Below are 14928 nucleotides of genomic sequence, written 5' to 3'. Positions count from 1 at the left end.
GTACGGATCAGTCGAGGTAGTCGCGCAGCACCTGCGAGCGCGACGGGTGACGCAGCTTCGACATGGTCTTCGACTCGATCTGACGGATCCGCTCACGGGTCACGCCGTAGACCTTGCCGATCTCGTCCAGCGTCTTCGGCTGGCCGTCGGTCAGACCGAAGCGCATCGAGACGACGCCGGCCTCACGCTCGGAGAGCGTGTCGAGCACCGAGTGCAGCTGCTCCTGGAGGAGCGTGAAGCTCACCGCGTCGGCCGGAACGACCGCCTCGGAGTCCTCGATCAGGTCGCCGAACTCGCTGTCGCCGTCCTCACCCAGCGGGGTGTGGAGGGAGATCGGCTCACGGCCGTACTTCTGGACCTCGATGACCTTCTCAGGGGTCATGTCGAGCTCCTTGGCCAGCTCCTCCGGGGTGGGCTCACGGCCCAGGTCCTGGAGCATCTGACGCTGCACACGCGCGAGCTTGTTGATGACCTCGACCATGTGCACCGGGATACGGATGGTGCGGGCCTGGTCAGCCATGGCGCGGGTGATCGCCTGACGGATCCACCAGGTGGCGTACGTGGAGAACTTGTAGCCCTTGGTGTAGTCGAACTTCTCGACGGCGCGGATCAGACCCAGGTTGCCCTCCTGGATCAGGTCCAGGAAGAGCATGCCGCGGCCGGTGTAACGCTTGGCCAGGGAGACCACCAGACGGAGGTTGGCCTCCAGAAGGTGGTTCTTGGCCCGGCGGCCGTCCTCGGCGATGATCTCCAGCTCGCGCTTGAGCTTCGGCGCGAGCTTGTCCGAGTTCGCGAGCTTGTCCTCGGCGAACAGGCCGGCCTCGATGCGCTTGGCGAGCTCGACCTCCTGCTCGGCGTTGAGCAGCGGGACCTTACCGATCTGCTTCAGGTAGTCCTTGACCGGGTCGGCGGTGGCACCGGCGACGGCGACCTGCTGCGCCGGAGCGTCGTCCTCGTCGTCGTCGGACAGGACGAAGCCCTTGCTCTCGCCCTCGGTCTCCTCTTCCTCGCCCTTGCCGGGCGCGACGTCCTCGAGCAGCTCTTCGCCCTCGACGGCTTCGTCGGCGTCCTTCTTGGACGCGGTCTTCTTGGCCGTCGTCTTCTTCGCGACGGTCTTCTTGGCCACCGTCTTCTTGGCGACGGTCTTCTTCGCGGCCGCCTTCTTGGCGGCGGATCCGGCCTCGTCGGCCGGGTCGGCGCCCTCTGCCGCGGAGGCCGTGGCGGCCGTGACGGTGGTCTTCGTCACGGTCGTCCTGGCAGTGACGGTCTTGGTGGCGGTGCGCTTGGCCGGGCTCTTCGCTGCGACGCTCTTACGGGCGCGCTTCGGCGACTCCGCTGCACTGACCATCAGCGTCACACCCTCTTCCTCGAGGATCTGATTGAGGCTGCGCAGAACATTCTTCCACTGGGTTGGCGGAATCTGGTCAGCCTCGAAGGCCCGACGCACGTCATCGCCGGCGATCTGCCCATCAGCCTTTCCCCGCTCGATGAGCGCCATCACAGACTCGGACTCGGCGATCTCCGGCGGGAGCGTACGGGATGTGCTGGCCGACACGAACAACCTCTCGGAACGATGGAAACGGCTTCCGGCCCCGCCCTGGATCGGGCTGGAGCCGACGACCGTCGACGGGGAATGTGCCGACGGCGCGGGCTGGACCGGGGAACTGCACAGCGCCTCCATCGGCTGCTGTATTCCTTCCTCGGCTGTCACCTCTTAGGTCATCGCACGGCTCGGAGGAGTGTTACGCCCAATCTTCGTGGCCCGAGTCACACCTCATGTGCGACAAACCGACGCAGAGGGATACATAAGCGTACATTCACGCCGCCGGAATCCTGGCGTCACCCGGGGAACCCCTTCCAGGCTCCCCGGGTGACGCTCGGACCCGGCGGCACGTGATGCCCACGCCTCCGCGCTCCCGGCCACGGCCCGCGGGTCAGTGTTCGCGGGGGGCGGGGACGACGCGCTCCACCTCGGGGTGGACCGTGAGCAGCGCCCGCATGGCGGTCTCGGCGCCGAGGGCGTCGCCCGTGGCGAGCGCGTCGACGATCCGGGCATGGTGCGCGAGGCAGGCCTCGCTCGGGCGATCGCAGCCCGTGACGGGGCCGCCGGACACCTGGAGCGCGGCGGAGACGATGCCGGAGAGGTGCTCCAGCATCCGGTTCGCGGCGAGCTGGATGAGGAGCGAGTGGAACTCGGTGTCGGCGCGGGAGAAGGTGATGCCGTCCCCCTGGGCGAACGCGTGACCCATGATCTCGACCATGTCGGCGAGCCGCTGCTGCACGTCCTCGCGGCCGTGTCCGGCGGCGAGGCGGGCGGCGAGGGGCTCGATCGTCCAGCGCAGCTCGTTCAGCTCACGGCGCTGGTCGTCGCGCTGCGGGCCGAAGGCGCGCCACTCGATGATGTCGGGGTCGAGGAGGTTCCAGTCGCTGACGGGCCTGACGCGGGTGCCGACGTTCGGGCGGGCGCTGACGAGCCCCTTGGCCTCGAGGACGCGCAGCGACTCGCGGACGACCGTGCGCGAGACCTCGAACCGCTGGCCGATCTCCTCGGGGACGAGCGGGCGGTCGGCCCCGAGATCGCCGGAGACGATCATCTGGCCGAGCTGCTGGACGAGCTGCCCGTGCAGCCCTCGCCCCCGGTTGCCGGTGCTCCGGCGGCCGACACGGCCCAGGTCGGTGTCCACCCCCTCCCAGGAGGGCGGGCCCACACGGCCGGCGGTGGGCGCCTCCGCGTAGGGGTAGCGGTCGAGTTCGCCCGGGGCGCCGAGGCCGGATTCGACGGAGCGGGCGGCGGTCATCATGGTGTGCGCAAGGGTACTCACGCATCCTTTGTCGGCGTTGCCTCCGTGACCCTTGAGGTCTTTGGTGAAAAGCACACGAAAGGGTGATCGGCACCCCCTACACAATTGACGATTAATCGGACATATCTGGCGGATTCCAAGGGAGTTGATCTCGAACCGGAACCTTTTGATCCGCAAGTGATCACCAACGTGCCTTACGGCGAAGGCCGGTGAACACATAGGCGCAGAGCAACCCGGTCAACGTCAGCGAGAGAGCCACCCCCGCGGGCTGCCCGAGCACCCGCAGCCCCCCCGCCAGCCAGCGGTCCACCGCCGGGGACCACTGCGGACCGGCGAACTCGCGGAGCCGCGCCGGGAGTCCGGCGGCCGACCGCACCGAGGGTCCGGTCAGTACCTTCTGCAGCAGCGGGACGAAGGCGACCGGTACCGCGAGGACCGCCGCCACCCCGGCCGCCGCCGCCCGGAACACCCCGGCACCGAGCACCCCGGCCCAGGCACAGCCCACGATCAGCCCCAGCCAACTCACGCAGAGCGTCGGCCAGTTCCTCGGCACGGAGATCAACTCTCCGCCGTAGACGAACCGCAGGACCTCAAGATCCACCACCGCGACGGCCGCCCCGAGCAGCATGGCGACGGCCGCCGCCACGGTGAGCTTCGCCAGCAGCAGGCCCGGCCTGCGGGGCACGGCTCCCCGGCCCGCGGTGAGCGCCGGGTAGCGGTACTCCTCGCCGAAGGAGAAGGCGCCGAGCAGTCCCGCCCCGAGGGCCGCGGGCGGCAGCGGGGAGATCGCGGGCCAGCCGGCCAGGACGGCGGGCAGGGCGGCGTGCCCGCCCCGCCCGAGGAGCACGGCGAGGATCACGGAGCCGAGCAGGGCGGCCGCCACGACGAGTGGGGTGGACGGCACACCCAGGAGCCGATGGATCTCGTACCGCAGCGGTCGCAGGGGCGACCGGGCAGGCCTCCGGGCGCCACCCGGCTCGTCGGCGGAGGAGTCGCGGGGCGCGGCGGCCTCACGCTCGGAGCCGGACACCGGGCGGACGCCTCCCTCCGGGGTACGGGGAACGGGCCCGGCGTCTCCGGTCTCGGCGGCAAGCCGGTGGATCGGTACACCGTGACGGAACGCCGTGTCGCCCACCGCCGCGCAGTCGCTCCCGTAGACGGACAGGCGATTGCCCTCCTCGGCGACGACCTCGACCGGGCGGCGGGCGGCTCTGGCCTCCTGGGTCACGACCGCGGCCAGCCGCGCGGGCTGGGGAGTGCGGACGGCGACCCGGGGGCGCAGCCGGGTGCGCGCGAACTCGGCGACGTCCTGGTCGGCGACGAGCCGGCCGGCGTCGAGCGTGACGACCCGGTCGGCGTTCCGGGCCGCGTCCTTCGGATCGTCCGTGGTGTAGAGCACGGTTCCCCCGCCGTCCGCGTGCGCCCGCAGGAGCTCGTACAGCCAGGTGCTCTCGGGTACGGAGAGGCCGGCGCCCGGCTCGTCGAGCAGCAGGGTGTGAGGGGCACCCAACAGGGCCGAGGCGAGGCCGAGTCGGCGATCGGCCCCGATCGGCAGGGTGCCGATCCGCCGGCGCTCCAGACCGTCGAGGCCGACGGCCCGGGTGAGCTCCACGGCCCGCGAGGCGGGAACCCCCGTGGCGGCGCAGAGCATCCGCAGCTGGCCCCGGAGCGTGCGGGAGGGGTGCCCGGGGACGTCGCCGAGGAGCACGCCGACCTCGCGCGGAGGGTGGGCGATGCGGCGCAGCGGCCGGCCACGGAAGTAGGTGATGCCACGGCCCGGCTCGAGTTCGAGCATGAGCCGGAGCGCGGTGGTCTTGCCGGAGCCCGCGGAGCCGAGGAGAGCGGTCACGGCACCCGGCCGGGCCTCGAAGGTCAGATCGTCCACGGCGGGCGGGCGATCGCGGCGGGGAATGCTGGTCAGTCCGATTGCCTGGAGCATCGCTTCTCTCGCGGTAGGTGACATCGCTCCGCGGCAGGGCGGCGCTATCGCAGCAAGATAACGCTACATTTCGGACTTTCAGCGCAAGGTTGGCGCTCAGGGGCGCCGGAAACACCGGTCCGTCAGACCTCGGGACGCAGCATCGGCGGGTTGAGGAGAGTGGCCCCACCTGCCCTGAAGAGCTGGGCCGGGCGCCCGCCCTGACGGGTCGTGGTGCCACCGGCCGGAACGAGGAAGCCGGGCGTGCCGGTCACCTTCCGGTGGAAGTTGCGCGGGTCCAGGGCCACGCCCCAGACGGCCTCGTAGACGCGCCGCAGCTCTCCGACCGTGAACTCCGGCGGGCAGAAGGCCGTGGCCAGGGACGAGTACTCGATCTTGGAGCGGGCGCGCTCCACCCCGTCGGCGAGGATCCGGGCGTGGTCGAAGGCGAGCGCCGCCGGGCCCCCTTCCTCCTCCTCGCCCAGGGTGTCCCCGGCCGCTCCGACGACCTCCGCGGTCCCGGCGAGGGCATCCTCGCCGAGCAGTTCCTCGACAGGGGCCCAGCGGGCGCTGTTCGCGTCGCCGCCGGCCCGCGGCGCGGGAAGGTCGGGGGCGAGCGCCAGATGCGCGACGCTGACCACCCGCATGCGGGGGTCGCGGTCCGGCGCCCCGTACGTCGCCAGCTGCTCCAGGTGAGCACCGTTGCTCGGTACGGGCTGCGGGGCGGCCGGATCGTGGGCGCAGAGGCCCGTCTCCTCGACCAGCTCACGCGCGGCGGCCGCGCCGAGGTCCTCGTCCTCGCGCACGAAGCCGCCGGGCAGCGCCCAACGCCCCTGGTACGGCATTTCTCCCCGTCGTACGACCAGGGTGCAGAGCGCATGGCGGCGCACGGTGAGCACGACCAGATCGACGGTGACGGCGAAGGGCGGAAAGGCCGACGGGTCGTAGGGAGGCATGCCGCGATCATAGTCGTCTTCCTGACGATAAACACGCCCCTCGGGGTCATCTGCAAGGACTTCCTCGCCCTGTCGCGAGGCTTCCCTCGTGTCTGTGCCCGGCATCCCGTCACACCCCCAGCTGAAGGCCCTCGGCGGCCTCCTCGACCATACCGAGACCGAGCCTGCCGACCCGCACGGCGAACGGCTCACCCGCGACCACGAGCCCCGAGAACCGGATCGCTCCGAGCGGAGCCGACCGCAGTGGATACGTCGACACGGACCGGCCCGGCGCGTCCGGCCGGATTCCGGCGAGGGCGAGCAGCGCGTGCACGGCTCCGGAGGCCGCGACGGCCGCCGGCCGGCACGCGGCGGGGTGCGGCACCGGGCGCCCGCCCGCCGTCCGATGCTCCCCCGAATACATCTCGGGCAGCCGGTACGTGAACGCCTCCGACGCGTCGAGCAGCCCGCGCAGCAGGGCGGCGGCCTCCTTCTCGTGGCCGACGGCGGCGAGTCCGGCCACGGCGACCGCCGTCTCGTGGACCCGCACCGCACCCGCCCGATGGCCGAACGGGTTGTGTCCCGGCTCCTTGGCGCCCAGGCTGCGCAGCCCCCAGCCGGAGTCCAGGGCCGGGTTGCCGAGCAGCCTCGCCACCTGCTCGGTCTCCGTCCTGTCGAGCAGGCCCTGGGCAACGCGGCCGCCGCCCAGCAGCCCGGTGTCGAGCAGATGCGCGGCCCAGCCACCCAGTTGGGGCCAGATCCGGCCGTCCGGTCCGCGGGCGACGGCGGGGCGGCCCCCGGCCCGGTCGTCGAGCCAGAACTCCTGCCGGAAGCGCTCGCGCAGTGTCCCTGCCGTGTCGCGCAGCGGGTCTCCCCCGGGCCTCCCACAGGCGTCGAGCAGGTCCGCTCCGAGCAGCGCCGCGCGATGCGCGTGTGCCTGCGTCTCGGCCCGCCAGGGCCCGGCGGGCCCCGGGTCCGGTACGAGGCCGCTCGCGCCGACCCTCCGGCGCAGCCAGTCGAGGCAGCGTTCCGCCGCGGGAAGCAGCTCCTCCAGGTCCGCCGCAGGCAGCCCCCAGCGGCGGGCCTCGGCGAGCACGACCGGAAAGGCGAGGGTGGCCTCGATGCCCGTGCAGCGGGGCGGGAGATGCGGACCGGCGTCCCTGAGGGGTCCGGGGATGCGGCCGGACTCGGTTCCGCCGCCGGAGAGTTGGGAGCGACCGAGGGCGCGCAGGGTGGTAACCGCGAGCCGGGTACCGAGGGGCAGGACCATCCGGGCCGCCCAGAGCGCCTCGGCGGTGACCGGTCCGCAGCGCCAGGGGACGCCTGCCGCGAGGTGGACGTCCGCCGGGTGAGCCGGGTCGCGTTGGAGCAGGGCCCGCAGGTCCTCGACGGACGCGCGCAACAGCTCCCCCGGGCGCGGGTCGTCACCCTCGGCGAGGGCCTCGGCGAGGACGTGACCACCGGGCCGTCCGGCGGCGGCACCCGAAGAGCCGGTGGGGCGGGCGGGCGAGCCGTCGCGCACCCGCAACCGGACCGTGAACGTGCCCCCGGGCGCCAGCTCGGCTTCCCAGCGCAGGACCCCCGCCGCCGCCAGCGCGTCCATCGGCGGCGGGTCCGCCGCGACGGCGACGGATCGACCGTCGTCGGCGGTCCAGCGCAGGCCGGTGCCGTGGACGCTCGCGGTGAGCTCGGGTCCGGGCCGACCGGCCGCCACCGTGCCCAGGTCCGCGAGATCCGAGCCCAGAGCGACTTCCACGGGGATCCGGAGGGGGCGGGCGACGGCGCTGCGCAGGGTGATCCGCTCGCTGCCGTCGGCGCTCCGCGTGCGCTCGACGGTGAGGCCGGGATCGGGTCCCATGTCTCCGGGGACGCGGAGGACGCCGAGGAACACCGCCCGGTCGGCGGTCGCCATGCGGCCTTGGAGGGCGACGGGCTCGCGCCCCGCCACCCGCAGGACGCAGCGGGCCAGGAGCCGTCGCCCCGCCACGTACACGCCCTCGGGTCCCTCGCCGGTGAGCTGGCCGTGCTCGGCGCAGACGGCGAAGGCGGGCAGGGCGACGCAGAGGAGCGCGCCGTGCACCGAGGGAAGCTCCGCGGGACGCGCCGGGCGCGGCGGCGCGATGCCGGGACCGGTTCCGGTGCTGCCGGTGCCGGTAGCGGTTCCGGTGCTGGTGCCGGGTTGCCGCCCGGACGGGCGTCCGGGCGAGAGACCGATCGGGGGTCCGGTGGGGCGGCCGGGGGCCGGGACAGGGCTGAAGGCCATGGCGGGTACGGGGTGCTCTCTGTGCGAACCGGACGGCCGGCGACGTGTCGGCGGGACGGTTCGGACGACTCCGCCAGAGAGCTGAACGCGCCGACGGGCGGCCGGGTCACGGTCGTCATCGGCCGCTCCTGGTGCCGCGCTGCCCGCCGTGCCTCGGCGCCCCGCTCCCCGGCTTCCGCGTCGCGGGCCCGCCGGGTCGGACTCCGGCCGACGAACGGCGCTCGCCTTCGCCGGTCTGGCGACCGGGCTTCCGGAGGGTCTGCCGGGTGCTCTGCGGGCGGGCGATGCGCGTCCGGACCCGTCGGGAGGTCCCGGGAGCGGGCTCGTCCGAGGCGATCCGGCCGTCCCGCTCGGTCCGCAGGCAGGAGCGCAGCGACTCGGGGTCGAGCCCTTCGTTGCACGCCTGATGCAGCAGCCGGGCGAAGACGTACTCGGGGTCGGCGTCGAGCGCGAGTCCGAGGGCGACCCGGGCGATCGGCTCGTCACCGGTGGACCAGGCCACCCAGCCCGCGAGGGTGAGCGGCGCGGCGGCGTGCTCCTGGTACGGGGTGACGCAGCGCCGGGCCAGTACGCGCCAGAGGCGCAGGGCCGCGGTGCCCTCCCAGCCCTCCATCCATTCGGCGGCGCGGTCCCGGGTGACCCGGTCCTGGAGACCGAGGATCAGCGTGGCCGCCTCACCCGCCTCGACCAGGGCGTCGTCGGCCGCGTCGCACTCGGCGGTTCCGGCGAGACTCACCCTCGCGCTCTTCGGGCCGGTCGGGCTGCTGGTGTGGCCGCTCGGGCTCGCCTCCCCCTTCGGGTTGGCGAACCGACGGAGGACCTCTCGGGCGAGTCGCAGTGTCGTCTCGCGCACCTCCTCCCGCCCTTTGCCCTCCGCGTCCTCGAGGATCCGGGGGACGATCGAGGCGGCGCTCGCGTCGAGTGCCGCGCGCTGACGTTCCTCACCGGGGCCACCGGACGGCTTGAACCTGCCTTCCATGTCCCGCAGGGAGCCCCGCACCTGGACTCCGGCGTACGCCGCTGCCGCCGCCATCACCGACGTACCGCTGAGCGCGAGCGGCGTGCCGTCCGGCGCGCAGCACCGTGCGTCGGGGCAGCAGTAGGAGAAGTAGAGACCGTCCGAGATGCAGAGGGCCTCGTAGACCGGGATGTCGAGGGCGCCGCAGGCGGTACGCAGTCGCTGGGCGAAGGGACGCAGTCGTTCCATGACCCTGCGGCCCGTCTCGCCGGCCGCAGGGTCCTGGCAGAGGAAGACGACGATGCCGTCGGGCCGGGTGCCGCTCCTGGTCCCTCCCTCGACGAGGCATTCGGCGAGGTGGTCGGCCGTGGACGCCCATTCTCGGGGCGAGCGCGGAATGCCGAGCCTGACCCGGCCGCCGAAGCGGCCGTGCTCGCCGTGGAGAGCGACCAGGACGACGGAGTCGGTGGGGTGGAAGCCCAGCACGAACGGAAGGGCGTCGGCCAGCTCCGCCGGGCCGCGCAGGGTGATCTGCTGGGTACGGGAGAGTCCGCTGGATTCGTGGTGATTCGCGTTCATGGTCAGGACGGTCTCGTGATCTCCCGAAATCCGAAACCCCTGTGGATAACTACCGGAACGGGGCTTCCGTCGGCCTGTCGAGTTGTCCACAGGTTCGGCGCTCATTCGCGCGATGTCCGAGGCATCGGGTTGCATGGAGGCATGACCCACGCAGATCCCCTGGAAGACCGCGCCGCGCTCCGGACCGCCGCCGATGCCGTGCTCGCCCGTCTCGTCTCGGACCCGACAGGCAAGGCGAGACTGCGCGAGGACCAGTGGCGGGCCATCGAGGCCCTGGTCGCCGACCGGCGCCGGGCCCTGGTGGTGCAGCGGACCGGCTGGGGCAAGTCGGCCGTGTACTTCGTGGCGACCTCGCTGCTCCGCGAGCGCGGCAGCGGCCCGACCGTGATCGTTTCGCCCCTGCTCGCGCTGATGCGCAACCAGGTGGAGGCGGCCGCTCGGGCGGGCATCCGCGCCCGGACGATCAACTCGTCGAACACGGAAGAGTGGGACACGGTCCAGGAAGAGGTGGCCGCCGGCGAGGTGGACGTACTCCTGGTGAGCCCCGAACGGCTCAACAATCCCGACTTCCGCGACCAGGTGCTCCCCCGGCTCGCGGCCGCCACCGGGCTGCTCGTGGTCGACGAGGCGCACTGCATCTCGGACTGGGGACACGACTTCCGGCCCGACTACCGCCGGTTGCGCACGATGCTGGCCGACCTGCCGTCCGGGGTTCCCGTGCTCGCCACGACCGCCACGGCGAATGCCCGGGTGACGGCGGACGTGGCCGAGCAGCTCGGTACGGGCGCCGGCACGGACGCCCTGGTGCTGCGCGGGCCGCTGGACCGGGAGAGCCTGAGCCTCGGCGTGGTCAGGCTGCCGGACGCGGCCCATCGGCTGGCCTGGCTGGCCGATCACCTCGGCGAGCTGCCCGGTTCCGGAATCATCTACACGCTGACGGTCGCCGCGGCCGACGAGGTCACGGCCTACCTGCGCCAGTGCGGGCACACTGTCTCCTCGTACACGGGCCGGACGGAGAACGCCGATCGGCAGCAGGCCGAGGACGATCTCCAGGCCAACCGGGTCAAGGCCCTCGTGGCGACCTCGGCCCTCGGCATGGGCTTCGACAAGCCCGACCTGGGGTTCGTGGTGCATCTCGGGTCGCCCTCCTCCCCGATCGCGTACTACCAGCAGGTCGGCCGGGCCGGGCGAGGGGTGGAGCACGCCGAGGTGCTGCTGCTGCCCGGGCAGGAGGACGAGGCGATCTGGCGCTACTTCGCCTCGGTCGCCTTCCCGCCCGAGGAGCAGGTGCGCCGCACGATCGACGTGCTCGCGCAGGCGGGCAGGCCCTTGTCGCTGCCCGCGCTCGAGCCCTTGGTGGAACTGCGCAGGACCCGCCTGGAGACGATGCTCAAGGTCCTCGACGTGGACGGCGCCGTGCGGCGTGTGAAGGGTGGCTGGGAGAGCACGGACCGGCCCTGGGTGTACGACACGGAGCGGTACGCCTGGGTGGCGCGGCAGCGAGCGGCCGAGCAGCAGGCGATGCGCGACTACGCGGCGTCGACGGGGTGCCGAATGGAGTTCCTGCGCCGTCAGCTGGACGACGAGGAGGCCGCGCCGTGTGGTCGCTGCGACAACTGCGCGGGGAACCGGTTCGATCCGAAGGTGTCCGACGCGGCGCTGGACGCGGCCAAGGGCGAGCTGGGCCGGCCGGGCGTGGAGGTCGAGCCCCGGAAGATGTGGCCGACCGGACTCGCCGCGGTCGGGGTCGATCTGAAGGGTCGTATCCCGCCCGGCGAGCTGGCCTTCGGCGGCCGGGCCCTGGGGCGGCTCTCGGACATCGGCTGGGGCAACCGGCTGCGTCCGCTGCTGGCCGACAGCGCCACGGACGGTCCGGTTCCGGACGATGTCGTGCAGGCGGTGGTGCATGTGCTCGCCGACTGGGCCAAGGGGCCCGGAGGCTGGGCCTCCGGGGCGCCGGACGCGCCTTCGCGGCCGGCCGGCGTGGTCACGGTCGCCTCCCATCGCAGGCCGCGGCTGGTGGGTTCACTCGGACAGCGGATCGCCGAGATCGGCAGGATGCCCCTGCTCGGTGCGGTGGAGTACGCGCCGGAGGCGGAGGATCTGCGGTTGTCCCGGACCAACAGTGCCCAGCGGGTGGTGGGGTTGCAGCGCACCCTGACGGTCTCCGCCGAGTTGGGTGGTCGACTGGCCGCGGCCGGGGGGCCGGTGCTCCTCGTCGACGATCTGTCCGACAGCGGTTGGACCTTGGCGGTGGCGGCCCGACTGCTGCGGCGGGCCGGAGCGGAAGGGGTGTTCCCGCTGGTGCTTGCCGTCCAGGGGTGAAACAGGAGGGGAAACGGGGAGTGAACAATAGGCAACTGGGCAGGGATATGAGAGGCATACCGACGCAATCCCGTCAGCGGCCTCAATTGCTCGTTGCCGCTCGCCCACGGGCCAGCAAGAATTGGGAAACCGCCTCGCACGCCCTGTCCGCGGTCCGGATGGGCTGTGCCGTGGTGCGCCTCACCCGACCTTGCCCGCCGCGCGGGCGCGTATCCGAAGGGAGGACCGTGACCCTCGGATTCGCTCCGCCCACAGCCGCCTCGCTCAGATCGTCGTCCGAGTCCGCCAACCGCCTCGCTCGGATACTCGAACCGGCCGAGTGGGCCGCGGCGGGGATCCCCCTGCTGCGCAATCCACGTGAGGTCGTCAGCGGGCTGCACTCGCGTCACACGCCCACGCCGTCGACGGCGGTCCTCGCGATCCTGGACCACGAGGAACGGCTCGCCGCCAGCGCCTCGTTCGTCCGGCGCCCGTCCCCGGCGGACGGCTGGGAGTTCCGCAACGCACTGCTCGCGCATCTGCGGCGGGTCATTCCGCACGACCTCCGCAGGCGCTCACCCGTACGCACCGCGGTTCTGCTGTACTCCCGCGAGGGCGACGAGCGATGGACCGAGGAGGACGGAGCCTGGATGTGGGGGCTCCGGGACGCCTGCACCTTGCACGGGCTCCGCTGCGGCGCGTACATCACGCTGACCCGAGGGGGCTGGCAGGTGCTCGGAGAAGGCCGCGGCGGCCGCCGTCCGAGTTCCGATTCGCTTCCGCTGCCGCTCGGCGAGGGGCCGGGCGAGCTGGACCGGCTGTCGCCGAGGACCGCGAGCGGAGCCACCGAGCCCCTGCGCCGGGCCGCCGCGCGCTGATCGCGTGGACGAGCCGGCCCCCGCCGGGCCGGGTACGGTCCGGCGGAGGGGCTGGTCGGTCAGACTCCGGCGCCCGCTCCGAGGAGCGTCGTGACGCGCTGCGGGTCACCGCAGACGACGAGCAGCGCGCCGGCGCGGGCCATCGCCGACGGCAGGGCCTTGGCGGTCGCCTCGTCGTCTCCGCCGTTGACGGCGACGATCACCACGGGGCGGGCGGTCGCCCGCTCCACGGCGGCGGCGTGCGCGAAGAACACGTCGTCACCGGTGTCCTGCTGGGCCCAGTAGGACACCTCGCCGAAGGACAGCTCGTGCGTGGCCCACGGGTGCGGGTCTCCGGTGGTGAGCACCAGGACCTCACCCGGCGCCCGTCCGCTCTCCAGGAGCAGGTCCAGGGCCTCTTCGGCGGCGTCGAGTGCGCCGTCGGCGGGGGCCGGGATCAGCTGGAGCTGCGGCGCGGATCGCTGATCGGAACGATTCTCCGGAGTGTTCGCCGGAGACGGTCCGGCACCGGGGTGCGGGCGCTGCGCCGGCGCCGCGGGCCTGGCGGGGCCGGGAACGGGGCGTCCGGGACGCGGTGAGGCCGCGGAACGCGGGCCGGGTACGGGACGGGGGGTCGACGCGGTGGCGCGGGGACCCTGGGCGCTCTCGTGAATCTGAGGCTCCTCGGGGATGAGAGGCATGAATGGATGTCTATCAAACGCCGCTGCGCGAGGCACCGGCGGGTGGGCACACATGTGCACCCCGGCCGCGTGGGAGGCCCTTGGGGTCCCGCGACCGGAAGTTCAGAAGTCGAAGCCGAGTTGGCCCCCGCTTTCCAGCGCGACCGCCTCGGCGGAGAGGCGGACCTTTTTGAGGTGGCGCCACCTGGGCATCGCGTCCAGGTACGACCAGGAGAGACGGTGGTGAGGGGTGGGCCCCAGCTCTTCGAGCGCCGCTTTGTGGACCGGCGAAGGGTAGCCCGCGTTGGCGCCGAAGGCGTACGCCGCGTACTCCCCGGCTCCGATCCCCAGCTCCGCCATGACGGCGTCGCGTCGGACCTTGGCGATGACGGAGGCGGCAGCCACGGCGATGCAGGACTGGTCGCCCTTGATCACCGTACGGACCTGCCAGGGGCTGCCGAGGTAGTCGTGCTTTCCGTCGAGAATCACCGCGTCGGGCCGTACGGGCAGGCCTTCGAGGGCCCGGACGGCCGCGAGTCGCAGCGCGGCGGTCATGCCGAGCTCGTCTATCTCCTGCGGAGAGGCGTCGCCGAGTGCGTACGCCGTGACCCAGCGCTCCAGCTCCGCGGCGAGCGCGGTACGGCGCTTGGGGGTGAGCAGTTTGGAGTCGGTGAGCCCCTCGGGCGCCCGGCGCAGTCCGGTGACGGCGGCGCACACGGTGACGGGGCCGGCCCACGCCCCGCGTCCGACCTCGTCGACTCCGGCAACGATCTTGGCGCCGGTGGTGGCTCGGAGCGATCGCTCGACGGTGTGGGTGGGTTGTTCGTACGGCATGGCGCCTGACAGGTTACGCCGCTTGGTGCCGGGTGCGATACCCGGTTTCCCTCCGGGGGCCCGAGGGGCCCTGCGGACCGCGTCCCCGGGCCCGTGCGCGGCACCCTTCGAAGGCCGTCCCGGCCACGTCAGACGCGCAGCAGCGGCACCATGATCCGGTCGATCAGATCGGCGATGTCACCGTCCGGCCATTCGCTGGCGCACACCTTCGACCGGTACATCATCATCGCGGGAATGACGTCGATCACCAGGTCGTCGTTCGCGTCCGCACGCACCTCGCCCCGTGCGATTCCGCGGCGCAGCACATCCCGGAAGAGTCGGGCCGAGGGTTCGACCACCCCTGTGACGATCAGGCCGTGGAACCGCTCGGCTGCCTCGGCGTCGCATTCGTGAAGTACAGCGCGGAGGGCGAAGCCGGGCTTGGAGTACATGACGTCCCGGACACGGCGGCACAGCTCGTACAGCTCCTCGCGGACACTCCCGAGGTCCGGGGCCTCGTCGAGGGTCGGCAGTCCGGCCTGGAGGGCGTCCGCGACGAGGTCTTCCTTCGAAGGCCATCGCCGGTACACCGCGGCTTTGCCCGTCTGCGCGCCGACCGCGACACCTTCCATCGTCAGGCCGTTCCAGCCGACGCTGCCCAGCTGCTCGAGCGCGGCCTCCAGGATGGCCCGTTCGAGCACGGGACCTCGGCGTCGCAGTACCACCCCTTCCGGCCGGGCGGCGGCCGCGGAGCGTGAAGTAACCATCAGGATCTCTCCGTTGAAGCGATGTCAGGTCGTCGGCAGTGCTCAGTGAACGG

12 protein-coding genes are annotated in these 14928 nt (G+C 72.7%); 3 read left to right on the top strand and 9 right to left on the bottom strand.

What is annotated here, in order from left to right; translation table 11 throughout:
• Window positions 1-7 precede the first annotated feature (7 nt).
• Window positions 8-1555, bottom strand: coding sequence for an RNA polymerase sigma factor (locus OG462_RS32040; RefSeq protein ID WP_406066809.1), 1548 nt, complete (start codon window positions 1553-1555; stop codon window positions 8-10).
• Here OG462_RS32040 and OG462_RS32035 point away from each other — a divergent pair.
• The gene (locus tag OG462_RS32035; protein WP_188266940.1) at window positions 1488-1718 is read left to right on the top strand and encodes a hypothetical protein; all 231 of its coding nucleotides are present in this window, start codon (window positions 1488-1490) and stop codon (window positions 1716-1718) included. The two genes, OG462_RS32040 and OG462_RS32035, sit on opposite strands and share 68 nt — an antisense overlap.
• Before the next feature lie 216 nt (window positions 1719-1934).
• Here OG462_RS32035 and OG462_RS32030 read toward each other — a convergent pair whose 3' ends face one another.
• From OG462_RS32030 to OG462_RS32010, 5 genes are all read right to left on the bottom strand, one after another.
• Window positions 1935-2822, bottom strand: a complete 888-nt coding sequence (locus tag OG462_RS32030) for a FadR/GntR family transcriptional regulator (RefSeq protein WP_406062945.1) — start codon at window positions 2820-2822, stop codon at window positions 1935-1937.
• A gap of 160 nt (window positions 2823-2982) precedes the next feature.
• Complete coding sequence (locus OG462_RS32025; protein WP_406062943.1) at window positions 2983-4740, bottom strand: ATP-binding cassette domain-containing protein; 1758 nt, start codon at window positions 4738-4740, stop codon at window positions 2983-2985.
• A 122-nt stretch (window positions 4741-4862) separates the two neighbouring features.
• Window positions 4863-5675, bottom strand: a complete 813-nt coding sequence (locus OG462_RS32020) for an NUDIX domain-containing protein (RefSeq protein ID WP_406062941.1) — start codon at window positions 5673-5675, stop codon at window positions 4863-4865.
• Between the two features lie 109 nt (window positions 5676-5784).
• Window positions 5785-7917: a glycogen debranching N-terminal domain-containing protein gene (locus OG462_RS32015; RefSeq protein ID WP_406062939.1), complete on the bottom strand. Its 2133-nt coding sequence runs from the start codon at window positions 7915-7917 to the stop codon at window positions 5785-5787.
• 115 nt (window positions 7918-8032) lie between these two features.
• Entirely contained in the window at window positions 8033-9454 is a 1422-nt protein-coding gene (locus tag OG462_RS32010) for a DUF4192 domain-containing protein (RefSeq protein ID WP_406062937.1), read from the bottom strand.
• 141 nt (window positions 9455-9595) lie between these two features.
• Here OG462_RS32010 and OG462_RS32005 point away from each other — a divergent pair, with 141 nt between their 5' ends.
• The gene (locus OG462_RS32005) at window positions 9596-11779 is read left to right on the top strand and encodes a RecQ family ATP-dependent DNA helicase (protein WP_406062935.1); all 2184 of its coding nucleotides are present in this window, start codon (window positions 9596-9598) and stop codon (window positions 11777-11779) included.
• Window positions 11780-12006: 227 nt separating this feature from the next.
• On the top strand, window positions 12007-12636 hold the full coding sequence (locus tag OG462_RS32000) for a hypothetical protein (protein WP_406062933.1): 630 nt from the start codon (window positions 12007-12009) through the stop codon (window positions 12634-12636).
• Window positions 12637-12695: 59 nt separating this feature from the next.
• Here OG462_RS32000 and OG462_RS31995 read toward each other — a convergent pair whose 3' ends face one another.
• The 3 genes from OG462_RS31995 to OG462_RS31985 form a co-directional block, all read right to left on the bottom strand.
• Window positions 12696-13316: a hypothetical protein gene (locus OG462_RS31995; RefSeq protein ID WP_406062931.1), complete on the bottom strand. Its 621-nt coding sequence runs from the start codon at window positions 13314-13316 to the stop codon at window positions 12696-12698.
• A 102-nt stretch (window positions 13317-13418) separates the two neighbouring features.
• A complete protein-coding gene (locus tag OG462_RS31990; RefSeq protein ID WP_406062930.1) occupies window positions 13419-14129 on the bottom strand; it encodes a ribonuclease HII in 711 nt (236 codons plus the stop codon).
• Between the two features lie 128 nt (window positions 14130-14257).
• Window positions 14258-14875 (bottom strand): TetR/AcrR family transcriptional regulator, encoded by a 618-nt coding sequence (locus tag OG462_RS31985; protein ID WP_406062928.1) that lies wholly within the window; start codon window positions 14873-14875, stop codon window positions 14258-14260.
• Between the last annotated feature and the right edge of the window lie 53 nt (window positions 14876-14928).

This window comes from Streptomyces sp. NBC_01077 (assembly GCF_045162855.1).
Classification (GTDB): Bacteria; Actinomycetota; Actinomycetes; order Streptomycetales; family Streptomycetaceae; genus Streptomyces.
Note: the sequence above shows the minus strand (reverse complement) of the source record. Positions and strands in the feature narration are given on the sequence as shown.